Source organism: Roseateles sp. GW821-FHT09H10 (genome assembly GCF_059415865.1).
In genome coordinates this window covers 487,076-506,462 of the sequence record NZ_JBWKOB010000003.1, presented here as the reverse complement: position 1 = coordinate 506,462, position 19,387 = coordinate 487,076, and the positions used below count along the sequence as shown (strand labels likewise).

At 69.0% G+C, this 19,387-nt stretch carries 17 protein-coding genes; 11 read left to right on the top strand and 6 right to left on the bottom strand.

All coding sequences use genetic code 11. The annotated features are described in order from the left end of the window. Positions 1-14: 14 nt before the first annotated feature. Entirely contained in the window at positions 15-2,726 is a 2,712-nt protein-coding gene (aceE, locus tag AC07OY_RS17855; RefSeq protein WP_495043951.1) for a pyruvate dehydrogenase (acetyl-transferring), homodimeric type, read from the bottom strand. 182 nt (positions 2,727-2,908) lie between these two features. On the opposite strand from aceE, the gene AC07OY_RS17850 reads away from it, so the two are divergent. From AC07OY_RS17850 to AC07OY_RS17800, 11 genes are all read left to right on the top strand, one after another. Beyond that, positions 2,909-5,512 (top strand): PAS domain-containing sensor histidine kinase, encoded by a 2,604-nt coding sequence (locus AC07OY_RS17850; RefSeq protein WP_495043950.1) that lies wholly within the window; start codon positions 2,909-2,911, stop codon positions 5,510-5,512. After that, positions 5,509-6,132 carry a response regulator transcription factor gene (locus tag AC07OY_RS17845; RefSeq protein WP_088483486.1) on the top strand — a complete coding sequence of 208 codons (624 nt, stop codon included), beginning with the start codon at positions 5,509-5,511 and terminating at the stop codon, positions 6,130-6,132. Before AC07OY_RS17850 ends, AC07OY_RS17845 begins: the two co-directional genes overlap by 4 nt. 66 nt (positions 6,133-6,198) lie before the next feature. Next, positions 6,199-7,062 carry a bifunctional methylenetetrahydrofolate dehydrogenase/methenyltetrahydrofolate cyclohydrolase FolD gene (folD, locus tag AC07OY_RS17840; protein ID WP_495043949.1) on the top strand — a complete coding sequence of 288 codons (864 nt, stop codon included), beginning with the start codon at positions 6,199-6,201 and terminating at the stop codon, positions 7,060-7,062. Next, the gene (locus tag AC07OY_RS17835) at positions 7,059-8,105 is read left to right on the top strand and encodes a S66 family peptidase (RefSeq protein ID WP_495043948.1); all 1,047 of its coding nucleotides are present in this window, start codon (positions 7,059-7,061) and stop codon (positions 8,103-8,105) included. The genes folD and AC07OY_RS17835 overlap by 4 nt, the downstream gene beginning before the upstream one ends. A 25-nt stretch (positions 8,106-8,130) precedes the next feature. Further along, positions 8,131-10,122 (top strand): M3 family metallopeptidase, encoded by a 1,992-nt coding sequence (locus tag AC07OY_RS17830; RefSeq protein ID WP_495043947.1) that lies wholly within the window; start codon positions 8,131-8,133, stop codon positions 10,120-10,122. A gap of 50 nt (positions 10,123-10,172) precedes the next feature. Next, positions 10,173-10,847, top strand: a complete 675-nt coding sequence (locus AC07OY_RS17825) for a response regulator transcription factor (RefSeq protein ID WP_495043946.1) — start codon at positions 10,173-10,175, stop codon at positions 10,845-10,847. A gap of 70 nt (positions 10,848-10,917) precedes the next feature. Then, the gene (locus AC07OY_RS17820) at positions 10,918-12,189 is read left to right on the top strand and encodes a sensor histidine kinase (RefSeq protein ID WP_495043945.1); all 1,272 of its coding nucleotides are present in this window, start codon (positions 10,918-10,920) and stop codon (positions 12,187-12,189) included. A 63-nt stretch (positions 12,190-12,252) separates the two neighbouring features. Further along, the gene (locus AC07OY_RS17815; RefSeq protein WP_495043944.1) at positions 12,253-13,173 is read left to right on the top strand and encodes an alpha/beta hydrolase family protein; all 921 of its coding nucleotides are present in this window, start codon (positions 12,253-12,255) and stop codon (positions 13,171-13,173) included. Between the two features lie 147 nt (positions 13,174-13,320). Beyond that, positions 13,321-13,893: a hypothetical protein gene (locus AC07OY_RS17810; protein WP_495043943.1), complete on the top strand. Its 573-nt coding sequence runs from the start codon at positions 13,321-13,323 to the stop codon at positions 13,891-13,893. A 60-nt stretch (positions 13,894-13,953) separates the two neighbouring features. Then, on the top strand, positions 13,954-15,627 hold the full coding sequence (locus AC07OY_RS17805) for an amidohydrolase (protein WP_495043942.1): 1,674 nt from the start codon (positions 13,954-13,956) through the stop codon (positions 15,625-15,627). Continuing rightward, positions 15,627-16,142, top strand: a complete 516-nt coding sequence (locus AC07OY_RS17800; protein WP_495043941.1) for a DUF1697 domain-containing protein — start codon at positions 15,627-15,629, stop codon at positions 16,140-16,142. Before AC07OY_RS17805 ends, AC07OY_RS17800 begins: the two co-directional genes overlap by 1 nt. On the opposite strand, the gene AC07OY_RS17795 is transcribed toward AC07OY_RS17800, so the two are convergent. The 5 genes from AC07OY_RS17795 to AC07OY_RS17775 are packed head-to-tail and all read right to left on the bottom strand — an operon-like array spanning position 16,139 to position 19,350. Then, on the bottom strand, positions 16,139-17,239 hold the full coding sequence (locus tag AC07OY_RS17795) for a patatin-like phospholipase family protein (RefSeq protein ID WP_495043940.1): 1,101 nt from the start codon (positions 17,237-17,239) through the stop codon (positions 16,139-16,141). The genes AC07OY_RS17800 and AC07OY_RS17795 overlap by 4 nt on opposite strands. Continuing rightward, on the bottom strand, positions 17,239-17,865 hold the full coding sequence (locus tag AC07OY_RS17790) for a glutathione S-transferase (RefSeq protein ID WP_495043939.1): 627 nt from the start codon (positions 17,863-17,865) through the stop codon (positions 17,239-17,241). Before AC07OY_RS17790 ends, AC07OY_RS17795 begins: the two co-directional genes overlap by 1 nt. Then, on the bottom strand, positions 17,862-18,392 hold the full coding sequence (locus AC07OY_RS17785; RefSeq protein ID WP_495043938.1) for a hypothetical protein: 531 nt from the start codon (positions 18,390-18,392) through the stop codon (positions 17,862-17,864). The genes AC07OY_RS17790 and AC07OY_RS17785 overlap by 4 nt, the downstream gene beginning before the upstream one ends. 8 nt (positions 18,393-18,400) lie before the next feature. After that, positions 18,401-18,931 carry a hypothetical protein gene (locus AC07OY_RS17780; RefSeq protein WP_495043937.1) on the bottom strand — a complete coding sequence of 177 codons (531 nt, stop codon included), beginning with the start codon at positions 18,929-18,931 and terminating at the stop codon, positions 18,401-18,403. Next, positions 18,928-19,350 (bottom strand): VOC family protein, encoded by a 423-nt coding sequence (locus AC07OY_RS17775; protein ID WP_495043936.1) that lies wholly within the window; start codon positions 19,348-19,350, stop codon positions 18,928-18,930. The genes AC07OY_RS17780 and AC07OY_RS17775 overlap by 4 nt, the downstream gene beginning before the upstream one ends. Positions 19,351-19,387 lie beyond the last annotated feature (37 nt).

Below are 19,387 nucleotides of genomic sequence, written 5' to 3'. Positions count from 1 at the left end.
TGTCTCCCTCGGCTTTACGCGTACAAAGGATTGATCTTGTTGACGTCGATGCCGTACTTGGCGATGGCTTCAGCCACCTTTTCGACAGGAATCGCGCCGTCATCGGCCAGCGCGCGCAGCGCGGCGACGACGATGTAGTGGCGGTTGATCTCGAAGTGCTCGCGCAGCTTGGAGCGGAAGTCGCTGCGGCCGAAGCCGTCGGTGCCCAGCACCTTGTAGGAACGTCCCTTGGGGATGAAGGCGCGGATCTGCTCGGCGTAGTTCTTCATGTAGTCGGTGGACGCGATGACCGGGCCCTTGGTGTGGCCGAGCTGCTGCGTGACGAAAGGCACGCAGGCCAGCTCCGTCGGGTGCAGCAGGTTCCAGCGCTCGGCGTTCTGGCCGTCGCGGGCCAGTTCGTTGAAGCTCGGGCAGCTCCAGACGTTGGCGCCAATGCCCCATTCCTCTTCCAGCAGCAGCTTGGCAACCTGGCTCTCGCGCAGGATGGTGCCCGAACCCAGCAGGTTGACGCTGGTGGGCTTGCTCGCATCGGCCTCTTCCAGCAGATACATGCCCTTGAGGATCTGCTCCTCGGTGCCGGCCTTCAGGCCCGGCATGGGGTAGTTCTCGTTCAGCAGGGTGATGTAGTAGAAGACGTTCTCCTGGTCTTCCACCATGCGCTTCAAGCCGCGCTGCATGATGACGGCGACTTCGTGCGCGAAGGTCGGGTCATAGGAGATGCAGTTCGGAATCGTGCCGGCCAGGATGTGGCTGTGGCCGTCCTCGTGCTGCAGGCCTTCGCCGTTCAGCGTGGTGCGGCCGGACGTGCCGCCCAGCAGGAAGCCGCGCGCCTGCATGTCGCCGGCGGCCCAGGCCAGGTCGCCGATGCGCTGGAAGCCGAACATCGAGTAGTAGACGTAGAAGGGGATCATCACGCGGTTGTTCGTCGAGTACGACGTCGCCGCGGCGATCCAGCTGGCCATGCCGCCCGCTTCGTTGATGCCTTCCTGCAGGATCTGGCCGGCCTTGTCCTCGCGGTAGTACATCACCTGGTCCTTGTCGACCGGCGTGTAGAGCTGACCCTTGGGGTTGTAGATGCCGATCTGGCGGAACAGGCCTTCCATGCCGAAGGTGCGGGCCTCGTCGACCAGGATGGGCACGACGCGCGGGCCGATGTCCTTGTCGCGCAGCAGCTGCGTCAGGAAGCGCACATAGGCCTGGGTCGTCGAGATCTCGCGGCCTTCGGCGGTCGGGTCCAGCACGGCCTGGAAGTGGGACAGGTCCGGCGCCTTGAACTGCTCATCGGCCTTGGCGCGGCGGCTGGGCAGATAGCCGCCCAGGGCCGCACGGCGCTCGTGCAGATAGCGCATTTCCGGCGTGTCCTCGGCCGGCTTGTAGTAAGGGATCTTGGGCAGTTCGCTGTCCGGCACCGGGATGTTGAAGCGGTCGCGGATGTACTTGATGTCCTCGTCGGTCAGCTTCTTGGTCTGGTGGACAGTGTTCTTGCCTTCACCGGCCTTGCCCATGCCATAGCCCTTGACGGTCTTGACCAGCAGCACGGTGGGCTGGCCCGTCTTGTTGTTGTGGGCCTTCTCAAACGCGGCGTAGACCTTCTCAGGCTCATGGCCGCCACGGCGCAGCTCGAAGATCTCTTCGTCGCTCATGTGGGCGACGAGCTTGGCGGTCTCGGGATACTTGCCGAAGAAGTTCTTGCGGACGAAGGCGCCGTCGTTGGCCTTCATGGCCTGGTAGTCGCCGTCCAGCGTTTCCATCATCAGCTGCTTCAGCTTGCCGCTCTTGTCGCGGGCCAGCAGCTCGTCCCAGCCCTTGCCCCAGATCAGCTTGATGACGTTCCAGCCGGCGCCGCGGAACTCGCCTTCCAGCTCCTGGATGATCTTGCCGTTGCCGCGCACCGGGCCGTCCAGGCGCTGCAGATTGCAGTTGACGACGAAGACCAGGTTGTCGAGGTTCTCGCGCACGGCCAGGCCGATGGCGCCCAGGCTCTCCGGCTCGTCCATCTCGCCGTCGCCCATGAAGGCCCAGACCTTGCGGTTCTCGGTGTTGGCGATGCCGCGGGCGTGCAGGTATTTGAGGAAGCGCGCCTGGTAGATGGCCATCAAGGGGCCCAGGCCCATGCTGACGGTCGGGAACTGCCAGAAGTTGGGCATCAGCTTCGGGTGCGGGTAGCTGGACAGGCCCTTGCCGTCGACTTCCTGGCGGAAGTTGTCGAGCTGCTCCTCGGTCAGCCGGCCTTCCAGGTAGGCGCGGGCATAGATGCCGGGCGCGCTGTGGCCCTGGATGTAGAGGCAGTCGCCGCCGTGGTCTTCGCTGGCGGCATGCCAGAAATGGTTGAAGCCGGCGCCGAACATGCTGGCCACCGAGGCGAAGGAGCCGATGTGGCCGCCCAGGTCGCCGCCGTCAGCGGGGTGCAGGCGGTTGGCGCGCACGACCATGGCCATGGCGTTCCAGCGCATATAGGCGCGCAGGCGCTTCTCGATCTGGATGTTGCCGGGGCAGCGGGCTTCCTGGTCGGCTTCAATCGTGTTCACGTAGCCGGTGGTGGCCGAGAACGGCAGGTCGATGCTGTGCTGGCGCGCGTGCTCGAGGATCTCCTCGATCAGGAAGTGGGCACGCTCGGCACCTTCCCTGTCGATGACGGCCGAGAGGGCGTCCAGCCACTCCTTGGTTTCCTGCGGGTCCTGGTCGTTCGCGGCGGCGCCGAGAAACTCTTGCGGCTGGGCTGACATGGCCTGTCTCCTGAAGATTTCCACCTCTTTGGGCGGACGGGGGGCTGTTCTGACGGGTGCAAGACGCGGGACCTTAGCCCGCGAGCGGCCGCAGTGTCTCACAAGCCTCGCCAACTCCCAAATGGTGCGAAACGATTTCGTAATATGAAATTTCAGTGCCTGAGCAGGCCCCGGATAATTTGATGATGTCCGTCGACTCCCCCGCTCCCGAGACCCGCACCCGCGGCCAACGCTGGATCGCGCCGCTGCGCCGCCTGGTCACCACCTGGTGGTTCCGGCAGTCGCCGTCGCGCCAGGACCGGCTGGCCACGCTGGGCCCGCTGATTTCGGTGCTGCTCTTCCTGGCGGCCATCATTTCGGCCTTCTGGTACCTGCGGAACGAGGAAATCGAGCGCGAGACCGAGTCGGTCAAGCGCGACACCGAGATCGCCCAGCAGCAGATCCGCCTGCGCCTCATCGAGAACCAGGAACAGCTGGTGCGCATCGCCCGCGAGGTCGTCACGCGGCAGATCGACGCCCACGAGTTCTCCGCCCAGGCCCAGGCCTTCGCCCGTGAGCGGCCCGAGCTGACCCATGTGACCTGGCTGACCAACAAGCGCGAGCGCCGCAGCAGCGTCGGCGCGGCCGGCTTCCAGGCCGATGGGCTGATGTCGGCGGACGGGGGCGACCCGTCCATGCCCATGCCCAACCAGTCCAATGCCGCGGCCATCGCCTTCGAGGCGGCCAAGGACCGCCGCCAGCCCGTCTACTCGCCGCCCTTTGCCGATGCCAATGGCGTCACCGTCTTCCAGCTGCACATCCCGCTGATCGACCGCGGCGGCTTTGCCGGCGTGCTGATCGCCGAATACACCGTCGAGGCCCTGCTGCGCTACTACGTGCCCAGCGAGGTCGCCACCCGCCACAGCATCGCCGTGCTGGATGCGCGCGACCAGATCGTCAGCAGCACCGTCACGCCCATGCCCGGCCAGGTGCAGCGCCGCGCCTCCCTGCTGCACGACGTGCCGCTGGCCCCGGCGCTGAACGGCCTGGTGCTGCGCGGCCAGGGCTGGCGCACCTCCATCGGCCTGATCAGCAACGCGCTGTTCTGGCTGGTGCTGGCCCTGGCCGGCCTGACGGTCTGGATGCTGCTGGGCACCTGGCGCCACATGCGCCGCCGCACCCAGATCCAGAACGCGCTGACGCTGGAGACCAACTTCCGCCGCGCCATGGAGAACTCCATGCTGACCGGCATGCGCGCCATGGACATGGACACGCGCATCACCTATGTGAACCCGGCCTTCTGCGCGATGACGGGCTTCTCCGAGGCCGACCTGGTGGGCCGCACGCCGCCCTACCCCTTCTGGCCCAACGACAGGCGCGAAGAGAACGCCCGCCTGCTGCAGCAGGAGCTGCAGGGCCGCAGCCCCTCGGGCGGCGTGGAGGTCAAGATCCAGCGCAAGGATGGCTCGGCCTTCGACGCCCGCGTCTATGTGTCCCCGCTGGTCGACACCAAGGGCAAGCAGACCGGCTGGATGACCTCGATGACCAACATCACGGAGGCCAAGCGCGTGCGCGACCAGCTCTCCGCCTCGCACGAGCGCTTCACGACCGTGCTGGAAGGCCTGGACGCCGCCGTGTCGGTGCTGTCCGTGCAGCCGCCCGAGCTGCTGTTCGCCAACCGCAGCTACCGCCTGTGGTTCGGCGCCGACCCGGCCGGCCACGCGCTGTTGGCCGGCGGCCACCTGATGGGCACGACCAGCCGCCGCGGCGGCCTGGGCGACGGCGAAGACGAGGTCGACGACTACTCCGGCCTGCCCGCCGAGGCCCTGACCGACGTCGGCTCGGATCCGCGCGAGGTCTACGTCGAGTCCCTGGCCATGTGGTTCGACGTGCGCGCCCGCTATCTGCAGTGGACCGACGGGCGCCTGGCCCAGATGCTGATCGCCACCGACATCACCATGCGCCGCCATGCCGAGGCGCAGGCCGCCCTGCAGGCCGAGAAGGCCCAGGTGACCAGCCGCCTGATGACCATGGGCGAGATGGCCTCCAGCGTCGCCCACGAGCTGAACCAGCCGCTGACCGCCATCACCAACTACTGCAACGGCATGGTCAGCCGCGTGCGCAACGACAGCATCGACAAGGATGCACTGATGGCCGCGCTGGAGAAGACGGCCAAGCAGGCCCAGCGCGCCGGCCAGATCATTCATCGCATCCGCAACTTCGTGAAGCGCAGCGAGCCGCAGCGCCAGCCGGCCCACGCGGCCGACATCGTCGAGGACGCCGTGGAGCTGGCCGGCATCGAGCTGCGCCGGCGCACCGTCGCCATCCACACCTATGTGGCCCAGCGCCTGCCGCAGCTGATGGTGGACCCCATCCTCATCGAGCAGGTGCTGATGAACCTGCTCAAGAACGCGGCCGAAGCCATCGACAACGCCTCCCTGCCGACCTCGCGCCGCCACATCGAATTGAGGGTCGTGCCCAAGCACAGCGCCGAGCTCGGCGGCCAGATCGAGTTCTCGGTCACCGACATGGGTCCGGGTTTGCCCGATGAAGTGCTGGCCCGCATGTATGAGGCGTTTTTCTCGACAAAAGCCGACGGATTGGGCATCGGATTAGGGTTATGCCGGTCTATCGTCGAGTCCCACCAGGGTCGGATAAAAGCCGAGAACCTCTACAATGGCTCCTTGGTCGTCGGCTGCCGATTTGCATTCACGATACCGGTCACCATCACCTCAGAACAACTGCGTCAGGAAGCCTCCCAAGGCCTACTCGGCAGCGCTCAGAGAACAGAACCCACAGCACCATGAGCTTGATCCCCAAGAAGGGCAACGTCTACGTTGTCGATGACGACGAAGCGGTCCGCGACTCCCTGCAGTGGCTTCTCGAAGGCAAGGATTACCGAGTCAAGTGCTTTGACTCTGCCGAATCCTTCCTGGCCCGCTACGACCCCCGCGAGGTCGCCTGCCTGATTGCCGACATCCGCATGGATGGCATGACCGGCCTGGAACTGCAAGACCGCCTCATCGAGCGCAAGAGCCCCCTGCCCATCGTCTTCATCACCGGCCACGGCGACGTGCCCATGGCGGTGCAGACCATGAAGAAGGGCGCGATGGACTTCATCGAGAAGCCCTTCAAGGAAGAAGAGCTGCTGGCGCTGGTGGAGCGCATGCTCGACCAGGCCCGCGACGCCTTCTCCAGCCACCAGGAAGCCGCCAGCCGCGACGCCCTGCTGGCCCGCCTGACGACGCGCGAGGCCCAGGTGCTGGAGCGCATCGTCGCCGGCCGCCTGAACAAGCAGATCGCCGACGACCTCGGCATCAGCATCAAGACGGTCGAGGCGCATCGCGCCAACATCATGGAAAAGCTCAACGCCAACACGGTGGCCGATCTTCTGAAGATTGCGCTCGGCGCCACCGCCAAGGCTTGATCACCTGACTTCTCCAAAGGCCGCTGCTTCCCCAGCGGCCTTTTGCATTTCCGAAAGAGCATTCACATGACCGCCCAACTGATCGACGGCCTCGCCCTCTCCAAGTCCATCCGCGCCGAAGTCGCCACGCGCGCAGCCGCGCTGACCGCCCAGGGCGTGCAGCCGGGCCTCGCCGTCGTCATCGTCGGCGACGACCCGGCCAGCCATGTCTATGTGCGCAACAAGGTCAAGGCCTGCGCCGACGCCGGCCTGCATTCGGTGCTCGAGAAATACGAGGCCACGTTCAGCGAAGCCGACCTGCTCGCCCGCATCGAAGCGCTGAACAACGACCCCAGCATCCACGGCATCCTGGTGCAGATGCCCCTGCCCAAGCACATCGATACGCACAAGGTCATCGAGGCCATCGCGACGAGCAAGGACGTCGACGGCTATTCCACGCTGAGCGCGGGTGAGCTGATGACCCAGCTGCCGGGCTTTCGTCCCTGCACGCCCTATGGCTGCATGAAGCTCATCGAGAGCACGGGCTTTGACCTGCGCGGCAAGCATGCCGTCGTCATCGGCCGCAGCAACACTGTCGGCAAGCCCATGGCCCTGCTGCTGCTGCAGGCCAATGCCACCGTCACCGTCTGCCACAGCGCCACGGCCGACATCGGCCACCACACCCGCCAGGCCGATGTCGTCGTCGCCGCCGTCGGCCGCCGCAATGTGCTGACGGCCGACATGGTCAAGCCCGGCGCCGTCGTCATCGACGTCGGCATCAACCGCAACGACGAGGGCAAGCTCTGCGGCGACGTCGACTTCGACGCCGTCAAGGACGTGGCCGGCTGGATCACGCCGGTGCCCGGCGGCGTCGGCCCGATGACGATCGCGATGCTGCTGGTCAACACGCTGGAGTCCGCGGAGCGCGCCGCCAAGTCCTCGCGCGCATGATCCTGCCGCGCCGACCTCGGCCGCTGCGCGAGGGTGATCTGGTGGCTCTCTGCGCACCGTCTTCCGGCGTCGAACCAGCCCTCTTCCCTCGCCTGGAGCGCGCGATCGCCGCGCTGCAGCGCCGCGGCCTGCGGGTGCGCGAAGGCGCCACGCTACGGCGCGAGCGCAAGCAGTGCAGCGCCCCGGCAGCCGAGCGTGCCGCCGAACTGCAGGCCCTGCTGCAGGACCCCGAGGTCGCCGCGGTGATGCCACCCTGGGGCGGCGAGCGCGCGATCGAACTGCTGCCGCTGCTGGACTTCGACGCCCTGGCCGCAACCGAACCGAAATGGTTCAGCGGCTTCTCCGACCTCAGCACCCTGCAGCTGCCGCTGGCGCTGCGCGCCGGCTGGATGAGCCTGCACGGCCCCAACCTGATGGAGCTGGGCGCCGACACGCTGGACACAACCACGGCCGCGCTCTGGCCGACGCTGTTCGAGGCCGATGCGCCCGTGCAGCACGCTTCGGCGCTCTGGCAGGCCCAGGGCCCCGACTGGCGTGCCGAGCCCGGCGCTGGCCGCAACCTGACCGAGCCGACCCGCTGGCGCCGCCTGGACGGCGGCAGCGAGCCACTGCGCCTGCGCGGCCGCCTGATCGGCGGCTGCCTGGACACCATCAGCCGCCTTGCCGGCACTGCCTACGGTGACCTGCCCGGCTGGGCGCGGGCGCCCGGCATCGGCCCCCACCTCTTGTTCCTGGAGAACTGCGAAATGGCGCCCTGCGAGCTGCTGCGCGCGCTGTGCTCGCTGCGCCTGCACGGCTGGCTCGAGGGCGCTGCCGGCATGCTGATCGGCCGGCATGCGCCCGCGGCGGTCACGGATCCCGAACGGCTCAACCACGAGGAAGCGGTGCGCGAGGCGCTGGCCGGCCTGGGCCTGCCGGTGCTGATCGACGTGGACATCGGCCATATGCCGCCCCAGCTCGCGCTGATCCAAGGAGAATCGGCCGAACTGCGCTGGTCGCCCGACATGGGCGGCGTTGAATTGCGCCAAGGCCCCACCATCTGACCCTGATGTCACTCTGCTCAAGACGATGAACGCGAATCCCCTGCTCTCCACCGCCGCCCTGCCCGAGTTCGCCGCCATCACGCCCGAGCATGTGCAGCCCGCCATCCAGCAATTGCTGGCCGACGCGCAGGCCGCGCTGGACGAGGCGGTCAAGGCCGACACGCCCGCCGACTACGACGCGCTGTCGCGCATCCTGGACAGCGCCACCGAGCGCCTGGGCACCGCCTGGGGCGCCGTCGGCCACCTGAACGCCGTGGCGGACACGCCGGCCCTGCGCGAGGCCTACAACGCCATGCTGCCGGCCGTGACCGAGTTCAGCACCGCCATGGGCGCCAACGAGGCCCTGTTCGCCAAATACAAGGCCGTGGTGGCCGCCCAGGGCGCCAGCTTGAGCGCCCCGCGCCAGCAGGTCCTCAAACACGCCATCCGCAACTTCGTGCTGTCCGGCGCCGAGCTGCAAGGCGCTGCACGCGAGCGTTATGCCGCCATCCAGGAGCGCAGCGCCGAGCTGCAGCAGCAGTTCAGCGAGCATGTGCTGGACGCCACCGATGGCTGGAGCTACATCGCCAATGCCGGGGAACTGGCCGGCGTGCCCCAGGACGTGCTGGACGCCACCCGGCTGGATGATGGCGGCCACAAGCTGACCCTGCATTTCCCGGTCTATCTGCCGGTCATGCAATATGCGGAGAACCGTGAGCTGCGCGAGAAGCTCTACCGCGCCTATGTGACCCGCGCCAGCGAGGACGGCAAGCCGGAATGGGACAACACCGCCGCCATGCGCGAGATCGTCGCCCTGCGCCAGGAAGAAGCCCAGCTGCTGGGCTATGCCAGCTTCGCCGAGGTGTCGCTGGCCCCCAAGATGGCCTCCAGCACGGCCGAGGTGACCAGCTTCCTGCGCGACCTCGCCAAGCGCGCCCGCCCCTTTGCCGAGAAGGATCTCGCCGAGCTGCGCGAGTTCAGCAAGGGCCAGCCGCTGGAGTCCTGGGACGTGTCCTACTGGAGCGAGAAGCTCAAGGAAGCCCGCTACGCCTTCAGCGACCAGACGGTGAAGCAGTACTTCACGGCCACCCAGGTCGTGCCGGGCCTGTTCTCCATCATCGAGCGCCTCTTCGACGTGGCCATCACGGAGGCCAAGGCCTCGGTCTGGCATGAGAGCGTCAAGTTCTACGAAATGCGCCGCGGCGGCCATCTGATCGCCCAGTTCTATCTCGACCTCTACGCCCGCACCGGCAAGCGGCCCGGCGCCTGGATGGACGAGGTGCGCGCCCGCTGGCTCAAGCCCACGGGTGAGCAACAGACGCCCGTGGCCCAGCTGGTCTGCAACTTCGCGAGCCCCGTCGGCGACAAGCCGGCCCTGCTGACCCACGACGACGTCATCACCCTCTTCCACGAGTTCGGCCACGGCCTGCATCACATGCTGACGCAGGTGAACGACCTCGGCGTGTCCGGCATCTCGGGCGTCGAATGGGACGCCGTCGAACTGCCCAGCCAGTTCATGGAGAACTTCTGCTGGGAATGGGATGTGCTGCAGCAGTTGAGCGGCCATGTCGACAGCGGCGAGCCGCTGCCGCGCGATCTGTTCGACAAGATGACGGCAGCCAAGAACTTCCAGAGCGGGCTGATGACGCTGCGCCAGATCGAGTTCGCGCTGTTCGACATGCGCCTGCATGGCGAGCCGGGCGCTGAAAACGACGTGCAGAAGGTGCTGGACGAGGTGCGCGGCGAGGTCGCCGTGCTGATCCCGCCGGCCTTCAACCGCTTCCAGCACAGCTTCTCCCACATCTTCGCGGGCGGCTATGCGGCGGGCTACTACAGCTACAAGTGGGCCGAGCTGCTCAGCGCCGATGCCTGGAGCGCGTTCGAAGAGGAAGGCGTGTTCAACGCCGCCACCGGCAAGCGCTTCCTGACCGAGGTGCTGGAGCGCGGCGGTGCCCGCGACGCCATCGACAACTTCAAGGCCTTCCGCGGCCGCGAACCGAAGATCGACGCCCTGCTGCGCCACCAGGGCATGGCTTGACGTTTTCTTCACATCCCGGCGTCTAGGCTGTCGGCCGAGGAGGCCTAGCCGTGAACCGCATCCTGGTCGTCGAGGACCACGCGCCGCTGCGCGCCCAGATCGTGGCCCTGCTGCAGGGCGCGGGCTGGGCCGTCGAGGAGGCCAGCGACGGCCGCCTGGGCCTGCAGATGGCCCTGGAGCAGCCGCCCGATGTGCTGCTGCTGGACCTGGGCCTGCCGGGGCTGGACGGCGTCGAGCTGTGCCGCCGCCTGCGCGAACGGGCCGACCGCCATGTGCCGGTGCTGATGCTGACGGCCCGCGACGGCCTGGACGACAAGCGCCAGGGCTTTGGCGCGGGCGCCGACGACTATCTGCTCAAGCCCTTCGCCGGCGAGGAGCTGCAGTGGCGCTGCCAGGCGCTGGCGCGGCGCGGCGAACTGGGCCGCAGCCCGCTTCTGCAACGCGGCCCGCTGAGCATCGACCGCCGCAGCCAGGAGGTCCGCGACCGCGAGGGCCAGGTCTTGCTCCTGCCGCGCCAGGTCTACCGCCTGCTCGTGGCCCTGGCCGAGGCCTGGCCGCGCACCGTCACGCGCAGCGAACTGCAGCAGCAGCTCTGGGCCGACGAGCCGCCGGAGTCCGACGCGCTGCGCAGCCACCTCTACACGCTGCGCCAGGCCCTCGGCGCCGACCAGGCCCTGGTCAAGACGGTGCACGGCGTCGGCCTGCGCCTGGACCTGCCGGCATGAGCGCCGCGCCGGGCCGCCCCAAGCAAGCTCGCTCCCGCCTGGCGGGACAGCGCGAAGCGCGAAGGGTGCAGTGACGCCGCCGCCCTATCGCCCCCGGCTGCGGCGCCGCCTGATGCTGGCCTTCACCGGCTATGCGCTGGCGGTCAGCGCGCTGTTCGGGCTGTTCGCGATGCTGTTCGTCTATGCCGTCGAGGACGAGTTCTTCACCGCGGCGCTGAAGCAGGAGCTGCAGCGCCAGCAGGCTCACCGCGGCACCCATGGCGACTGGGCCGTGCCGGCGCAGGACTTCATGCGCGTCTACCGCGACAGCGCCGCCCTGCCCGGCGATCTGGCGCAGGCCTTGGCCGAACGCCCACGGGACCGCGAACATGCCGGCGATGCCGGCCGCCACTACCACCTGCAGCCGCTGGGCAGCGAGGGCGCCTGGCTGGTGGCCGAGGTGGGCGGCCAGCTGGTGGTGCGCCCCATGCGCGAGCGGCTGCTGCTGTGGCTGGGCCTGTGGGGCGGCGGCGTGACGCTGCTGGCCCTGGCCCTGGGCGCCTGGCTGGCCTGGCGCAGCAGCGCACCGCTGGCCCGGCTGGCCGCGCGCGTCGCGCAGAGCCGGCCCGAGCAACTGCCGCTGGACCTGGCCGAACCGGCCGCGCCGCATGAAGACGAAGTCGGCCGGCTGGCCCGCCATCTCGCCGAGCTGAACCAGCGCACCCGCGACTTCATCGACCGCGAGCAGGCCTTCACGCGCGACGCCAGCCACGAGCTGCGCACGCCGCTCACGGTGCTCGGCATGGCCTGCGAGACGCTGCAGCGCAGCGCCGCCCCCGAGCAGCAGGCTGCGCTGGCGACGATGGACGCGGCCATCCGGCAGCTGCAGCAGACCGTGGCGCTGCTGCTGGCGCTGGCTCGCGAGGACGCCGCCTCTCCGGCGCCCGAGCTGGCGCTGCTGCCGCTGATCGAGGAGGTGGTGCTGGCCCATGCCCCGCTGCTGGACCGGCAGGGCATCGACTTGCAGATCGACGTGCCCGCCGCGCTGACCCGCCCCTGGCCGCCGGCGCTGACGCGGCGGCTGCTGGCCCACCTGCTCACCAATGCCATCACCCATGGCGACTCGCCACGGATCCGAATCGAGGCCGACGCGCGGCGCCTGAGCTTCAGCAACACCAGCCCGCCACCGCCCCCGGCCCTGCTGCGGGCGGGCGCGGCCGGCCGCGACGCTGGCCTGAAGGGCGAGGCCAGCGCCGGGCTCGGCCTGGGCCTGTCCATCGTGCGCCGCCTGGCCGAGCGCCATGGCCTGAGGCTGGAGCTCGCGCACGAGGCGGGGCTGACCCGCGTCAGCCTGCTGCACTGAACGCCCTCACGTTTTCTTCACGCCCTCTCTCACAGACTGGCGGCCTCCTCATGAGGTCACACGATGTTGAAGAAAGCAGGCAAGTTCATGGCAGGTCTTCTGGGTGTCGCAGCCATCGCAGGCGCGCTGTGGTGGGCCGTCTTCGCCCTCAAGCCCTACACACCGTCAGCGGCCGAACTGCAGGCCCGCCACGCGCATGCACCGGTGGCGGTACTGCAGATGCAGCTCGGTCCGCTGGAAGCAATCGACGGCGGCCACCAGGCGCGGACGCTGCGCTTCAAGAGCTTTGACGGCGCCGAGGCCATGGGCCGCATCGTCTACCCCGCGAACGCCAGCGGCCCCGTGCCCCTGCTCATCGGCCTGCACGGTATGGGCCGCAGCCATCAGCGCTGGTGGCAGGCCCAGCACAAGGACCGCCCCACGCTCGAGCAGACCCAGCACATCACGGCCCTGGCCCTGGCCCGCGGCTACGCCGTGCTGGCCCTCGACGCCCGCGAACATGGCGAGCGCAAGAACCCCGACCAAAGTCTCAAGGACATCATGACCGGCCTGCACCTGTGGGGCCGGCGCGAGCCCTATGAGCGCATGATCATCGACACGGTGAAGGACTACCGCGTGCTGCTCGACTGGGCGGTCACGCAGCCGGGCATCGACGCCCGCCGCATCCGCGCCGCCGGCTACAGCATGGGCGGGCAGATGGCCCTGCTGCTGGGTGGGCTGGATGCGCGCGTCCAGGCGGTGGCGGCCATCGTGCCGCCCCATCTGGATGACAAGGTGGCCGCCGTTTCGCCGCGGCGCCTGCTCGCCGGCCTGGCCGGCAAGACGGTCTGGCTGCTCAGCGCGGATGACGACGAGCACGCCAGCCTCGCCCAGAACCAGGCCCTGTTCGACGCCCTGCCCGGCCCCGACAAGCAGCATCTGCGCTTCCCGGGCGGCCACCTGCTGCCGCAGGGCTATACCGAGAGGGTGCGCGCCTGGTTCTGAAGCCACCGTCGCCGTGAAACGGAGGCTCGGAATGTGTCAACTTTGTCTCGCTGACGGGAGCCGTCCTGGGGAATTCCACCCGCTTGAGGGTGGCTGTGGCCGCGCGCCGGCCGAGACAATCCGGGGTTCAGGAACCCTCACTGAACCATGAGCTTTCGAATCCTGCCGGCGCTGCTCGCCCTCCTCTGTCTCTCCCCCGCAGCCTTCGCGGCGACCTATCGCTGTGAAGTCAGCGGCAGCGTCGTGCTGACCGACAAGCCCTGCGCCGGAACCCCGCCGCCGCCCATGGGTTCCATCGGACCGGCCCGCACCACGACGACGTCCTACCAGCCCCGCCTGCCCTCGATGGAACAGGCGCCGGAACATCACCGCTACCTGAGCCAGCGCTGCGCCGAGCTCAGCGAAGCCATCCGCACGGCACCGGCCCGTGGCGTCAGCTCCGCCACCATCAGCGAGCTGCGCCGCGAGTACTCGCGCGACTGCTCCGATGATGAACAGTACGCGCGCCGCCAGGCCAGCGACGCCCGGCGCAAGGAGCGCGAAGGCATGCTGACCGCGCGCAACGAGGCCGAACGCGCGCGCCAGGAAGCCGCGCGCCTGAACGAGAAATGCGTGGCCCTGCGCGATTCCCTGCGCAACCGCCGCGTTGAGAACGAGACCGAGAGACTCAACAAGCGCGCGGCCGAAGAGGCCTACAACGCCAGTTGCCTCGGCAAGTGATGGCCCCGGCTCCGGGCATGAACTGATGCCCGGCTGGCTCCAGTCGCCGAGACTGCGGGCATGCGACTCCAACGACTTTTCGCCGCCGCCCTGCTGATGCTTGGCGGCGGTGCTGCTTCCGCCCAGGCCTTCCTTGTCCACAACGCCCGCGGCCTGACCCTCGATGAGCAGGGCCGCGTGCTGCGTTTCGACGCCATGCAGGTGGGCGCCGACGGCCGCGTGCAGGCCATTGGCCGGCTGAAGGAAATGCCGGCCGCCGACTTGCAGCGCGTCGACGCCGGCGGCCGCGTGCTGATGCCCGGCCTCATCGACGCCCATGGCCATGTGCTGTCCCTGGGCGCCGCGCGGCGCAGCCTGCAGTTGCGCGACACGGCCGACCTCGCCGCCGCGCTGGCCGCCGTCAAGGCCCAGGCGCAAGCCCGTCCGCAAGCCGCGTGGATCACCGGCGGCGGCTGGAACCAGGCCGTCTGGAAGCTCGGCCGCTTTCCCACCGCCGCCGAACTCGATACCGCCGAGAGCCAGCGCCCCGTTTTCCTCAGCCGCGTCGACGGCCATGCCGGCTGGGCCAACAGCCGCGCGCTGCAGCTGGCCGGCATCACGCGCGACACCCCCGACCCCAGCGGCGGCCGGATCGAACGCGACGCCAACGGCGAAGCCACCGGCATCCTCATCGACGCCGCCATGGGCCTGGTCGGGCGGCACGTGCCCGGCGAGGACGCCGCCGAACTCGCGGCCCAGCTCGACACGGCCGAGCGCGAGCTGCTGGCGCTGGGCATCACCAGCGCCCACGACGCCGGCGTCTCGGCGGCCGCCGATCAATTGCTGCGTCAGCGCGCCGCTGCCGGCCAGCTGAAGATGCGCATCTACGGCATGGCGCGCGGCAGCGACGAGGCCTTCATGGCGCGGCTGCGCACGGCTGGCCCGCTGCTGGACAGCGGCGACGGCCACTACGCGCTGCGCGCCGTCAAGCTGTTTGCCGACGGCGCCCTGGGCAGCCGCGGCGCCGCCCTGCTCGCCCCCTACAGCGATGCGCCGGCCACGCGCGGCCTGCTGTTCCGCGCCGATGCCGAGCTGCTGGCCCAGATGCGGGCCGCCGCCAAGGCCGGTTTCCAGGTCAATGTGCATGCCATCGGCGACGCGGCCAACCGCCAGGTGCTGGCCGGCTTCGAGGCCCTGCAAAAGGAGATGGGCGCGCGCAGCACCCAGCTGCGCCATCGCATCGAGCATGCCCAGGTCATCGCGCTGGCCGACATCCCCCGCCTGGCCCGTGGCCAGGTCATCGCCTCCGTGCAGCCCACCCATGCCACCTCGGACATGAACATGGCCGAGGACCGGGTCGGTGCCCAGCGCATCCAGGGCGCCTATGCCTGGCAGCGCCTGCTCAAGGGCGGGGCCCGCCTGGCCTGCGGCTCGGACTTCCCCGTCGAGGAACCCAGCCCCTGGGCCGGCCTGTACGCCGCCGTCACCCGCGAGGACGCCGCCGGCAAGCCGGTGGGCGGCTGGTACCGCCAGCAGGCCTTGAACCCGGTGCAGGCCCTGGACTGCTTCACCCGCGGCGCGGCCTTCGCGGCCCATGCGGAGAAGGATCTCGGCTCGCTGACGCCCGGCCACCGCGCCGACTTCATCCTCGTCGACCGCGACCCGCTGACCTCCTCGCCCGCCGCCCTTTTGAAGACGCGCGTGCTGCAGACCTGGGTGGGCGGCAAGCTGGTGCATCAGGCGGACAACAACTGATGCGCTACATCGCCCTCTGGCGCGGCATCAATGTCGGCAAGGCCAAGCGCCTGGCCATGGCCGATCTCAAGGCCTTGCTCGCTGAAATGGGCGCCACGAATGTCTCGACGCTGCTGAACAGCGGCAATGCCGTCTTCGACACGAAGAAGAAGATCGGCGCCGACAAGATCCGCGCGGCGGTCCTCGAGAAGCTGGGCGTCGATGCCGCCGTCATCCTGAAGACGGCCGCCGAATGGGCCGCCATCGCAGTCGAGCAGGGCATCCCAGGCGCCGACGACCCGAGCCGCCTGCTCGTCGCCATCACCGCGGACGCCGCCTCGCTGCAGACCGTGGCCGGCATCGCTGCCGACAGCGGCGAGCAGTTCGTCGTGACGGCCGACGCGGCCTATCTCTGGTGCGGCAACGGCATCCTGGAAAGCAAGGCGGCCGTCTTGCTGTTGAAGAAGCTCGGCGAGCGCGGCACGACGCGCAACTGGGCGACGGTGCAGAAGCTGAGCGCGCTGGCTGGAGGTTAGGCGTCGTCCAGGGTGTGCACCCGCATGCCGACTCGCTCGCGTGCCGGCGCCTTCCACGGCGCGCGCTCCAGCATGAGGCGGCCGTCCTTCAGGCCGGCACCCCAGCGTGCGCGCAACCTCGAATCGCTGAAGTCGATGTCGCGCCAGGAGTCCTCGCCCGGCAGGGCCTGCATGACGAGGTGGACGACATCGATGCGCGAATCACAGCCCAGGGCCAGCAGCTCCTTGATGGCGGGATCGGCGGCCGTCTTGGCGTCGAGCTTCCTGCCGACCAGGCGCAGCGCGCGGCGCAGGTTCTGCAGGCGTTCGTGGTCGTCCAGGTGCTCGAGGATGCGGCTGGCGTACTGGATGTCCTTGTAGCGCGTCAACGCGCCGGCCATCGTGCTGGGCGCGGCCTCGCTGGCGTCCCAGAGGTCGACCATGAAGCACAGGGTGTCGCGGCGCTCGCTGTCGTCCAGCACGACGTCCAGCGGCGTGTTGGAGTAGATGCCGCCATCCCAGTAGGCCTCCTCGCCGATCTGCACCGGCGCAAAGCCCGGCGGCAGCGCGCCGCTGGCCATCACATGCTCGGGGCCGATGCGCGTCTTGCCGTCGCGGTTGTCGAACAGGGCCAGGCCGCCGGTGCGCACATTGACGGCGCACAGCGTCAGCCTGACTTCGGCGGCAGCGATGCGATCGAAGTCCACCAGCTCGCGCAGCGTCGCGGCCAGCGGCGCGGTGTCGTAGAAGCCCAGCTCGGCCAGCGGCGCGCGCCGGTTCATGTCCCAGGCCTGGGGGCCGCGCGGGCGAAAGAAGCCGGGGATGCCGGTGGTCAGCGTCTGCCAGGTCTGCCAGGCCGCGGTGAAGGGGCTGGCCGGCAGATGCGGCGCCACGCCGGGCCGCGTCACGCCGTCCCAGAACTTGCGCAGGGCCTTGAGACGATCGGCCGGCGCATTGCCGGCGATCAGGGCCGCATTGATGGCGCCGATGGAGGTGCCGACCAGCCAGTGCGGCGGCAGATCGGCATCTTCCAGCGCCTCGACGAAGCCGGCCTGATAGGCGCCCAGGGCGCCGCCGCCCTGGAAGACATAGACGGTCTGCGAGGGGCGCTTGGCCATCAGCCGAGCTCGACGGCGTCGTCGCAGGGAATGGCCTTGAACACCGGCAAGGCCTCGGTCGCCGCCGCATGCGCGACGAGCTGCGGGAAGCCGTCCGCCGGCACGACCTCGGGCAGCAGGAATTGCGTGAAGGTCCAGGCCACGCCGACGGTGATGCCAACCTGGCGGATACCGGTCTCGCTGGTGTCCAGGGCTTGGCGAGCCAGTTCACTCTCCAGCTCGGCATAGGCGGCATTCAGCTGACCCGTGACGCGCTCTATCCAGGGTTCGTGCCGCTTCTCGGCCGGACGCAGGCCCCGCTCGTAGATGATCTGGGCCGTCTTCTCGCAGGCGGCCAGGGCCAGGCCCGTCAGGCGCAGCTCGCGCAGCAGCAGCGCGGGCTCGCGCGACTGCAGGCTGCGCCCGGCCAGGGCCTCGACGTACTCCAGCATCAGTGTCGAATCCATCAGCCGCGTGCCGTCGTCGCAGATCAGCGTGGGTGCCTTGACGACGGGGTTGATCTTCTGGAAGGCGTCGAAGCCGCGGAACACCGAAATGGCCGCATGCTCGAAGGGCAGGCCCAGCAGCCGCATCGAGATGGCGACGCGGCGCACATAGGGGGAATCCAGCATGCCGATGAGCTTCATGAGGCCTCCTTGGCGGCGTCCTGCTTCGGCGTATCGAAAGCAAGCTCGCGCTGCACCTGCTCGAGCGCTTCCCGGCCCAGCTTGCGCTCGATCTCAGCCTGCATGACGCGGTTGTAGGCATCGGCATGGGCCTGCGTCAGCGGCGTGGCCGCCTTGCCCTTGCTGACCCAGGTGAGGCCGTAGCGCTGCTTCAGGCGCTGCGCCTTGGCGGTCGGCAGGGCCGGGCCGAAGCCGATCCATTGCAGCAGGCCGGCCTCGATGTCGGCACGCGCCTTGGCCTCGCCGCGCTCGGCCGCGCCGGCCGGGTTGCCGACGCGAAGGTCGACCGCCGCGATCGTCGTCCGCTGCGGCTTGGTGTCGGCCGGGGGAACGCGGAAGCGCTCGAAAAGCAGATAGACGATGCCGGCAGCCAGCAGGCTGCAAAGCACGGCCGCGATGCGGATGCGGGTGCGAGACCGTTGCCATCCCGCGCCCAGGCGCTCATCGGCCAGGGCGACTGCCAGGGGATTGGGTTTCGCTGATTCCATGGGTCCTGTCAGTTCCTTGTCGTTGGGGTCACGGCCAGCGGCGCGAGCGCAGCACGCACGCGGGCCTGCCAGGCGCCCTGCTCGGCCGGCGTCCAGTCCGGCCAGAACGGTGCCTCGGCTTCGAGCTCGGCCGCCAATTTTCGCAAGTCGTCCAGACCGGTCACGGCGGCGGCCAGACTGAGCCGGGCCAGCCATTCCTGGACCTGGCGCATGCGCGGGTAGGCCGCGAACAGCCAGCGCGCGACCTCGGGCCGCGCGCGCCAGTCGGCGCTGCCAAAGCGCTCGACGGCCAGGGCCGTCAGCCGCTGGCCCGCACCCAGGCAGTCGAAAGCCACGCAGCCTTCAAACCCGCTGGGAATCAGCGCCTCATGGATGCCGCAGCGATGATCGGCGCAGAGATGGTGGCAGGGGGTCTCGGCCGCCTTGTCGAAACCGAAGCCCTGTTCGGCGTCGAAGGGCGGGATCACGCAGCACAGCGCGACGCAGGCCGAGCAATCGGCCTTCAGGTGGGCGGGGAGCTGTGCTGGCGGGAAAGTCACCCCGCATTGTCGGACACGCCGACCATCCACCCCACGCCGAAGCGGTCATTGACCATACCGAACAGCGGCGCCCAGAAGGTCTTGCCCAGCGGCATGGTCACCTGGCCCCCTTCGGCCAGGGCCGCAAAGGCCTCGCGGGCGGCGTCGGCATCGGGGCAGTCCAGCGACAGCGAGAAGCCCCGGAAGGCCGCATTGCCGTCGCACATGCCGTCGGACATCATGACCAGGGCCCCGCCGATATGGACCGAGGCATGCATGATCATGTTCTCCGAGCCCGGCGGCAGCATGCCGTCCGGCGGCGGCTCGGGGCTCTCGGAATTGCGCATCATGAATTCCACCTTGGCCCCGAGGGCCTTCTTGTAGAACTCGATGGCCTCTTCGCAGCGGCCATTGAAGAACAGATAGGGATCGATCTTCATGCGGTCTCCTTGACTTCGGAAGCGATGCGAAGACTCT

Coding starts and splice junctions, on each gene's coding strand:
- aceE (WP_495043951.1), bottom strand. CDS start 2,726: ATGTCAGCCCAGCCGCAAGAGTTTCTCGGCGCCGCCGCGAACGACCAG.
- AC07OY_RS17850 (WP_495043950.1), top strand. CDS start 2,909: ATGATGTCCGTCGACTCCCCCGCTCCCGAGACCCGCACCCGCGGCCAA.
- AC07OY_RS17845 (WP_088483486.1), top strand. CDS start 5,509: ATGAGCTTGATCCCCAAGAAGGGCAACGTCTACGTTGTCGATGACGAC.
- folD (WP_495043949.1), top strand. CDS start 6,199: ATGACCGCCCAACTGATCGACGGCCTCGCCCTCTCCAAGTCCATCCGC.
- AC07OY_RS17835 (WP_495043948.1), top strand. CDS start 7,059: ATGATCCTGCCGCGCCGACCTCGGCCGCTGCGCGAGGGTGATCTGGTG.
- AC07OY_RS17830 (WP_495043947.1), top strand. CDS start 8,131: ATGAACGCGAATCCCCTGCTCTCCACCGCCGCCCTGCCCGAGTTCGCC.
- AC07OY_RS17815 (WP_495043944.1), top strand. CDS start 12,253: ATGTTGAAGAAAGCAGGCAAGTTCATGGCAGGTCTTCTGGGTGTCGCA.
- AC07OY_RS17810 (WP_495043943.1), top strand. CDS start 13,321: ATGAGCTTTCGAATCCTGCCGGCGCTGCTCGCCCTCCTCTGTCTCTCC.
- AC07OY_RS17805 (WP_495043942.1), top strand. CDS start 13,954: ATGCGACTCCAACGACTTTTCGCCGCCGCCCTGCTGATGCTTGGCGGC.
- AC07OY_RS17800 (WP_495043941.1), top strand. CDS start 15,627: ATGCGCTACATCGCCCTCTGGCGCGGCATCAATGTCGGCAAGGCCAAG.
- AC07OY_RS17795 (WP_495043940.1), bottom strand. CDS start 17,239: ATGGCCAAGCGCCCCTCGCAGACCGTCTATGTCTTCCAGGGCGGCGGC.
- AC07OY_RS17790 (WP_495043939.1), bottom strand. CDS start 17,865: ATGAAGCTCATCGGCATGCTGGATTCCCCCTATGTGCGCCGCGTCGCC.
- AC07OY_RS17785 (WP_495043938.1), bottom strand. CDS start 18,392: ATGGAATCAGCGAAACCCAATCCCCTGGCAGTCGCCCTGGCCGATGAG.
- AC07OY_RS17775 (WP_495043936.1), bottom strand. CDS start 19,350: ATGAAGATCGATCCCTATCTGTTCTTCAATGGCCGCTGCGAAGAGGCC.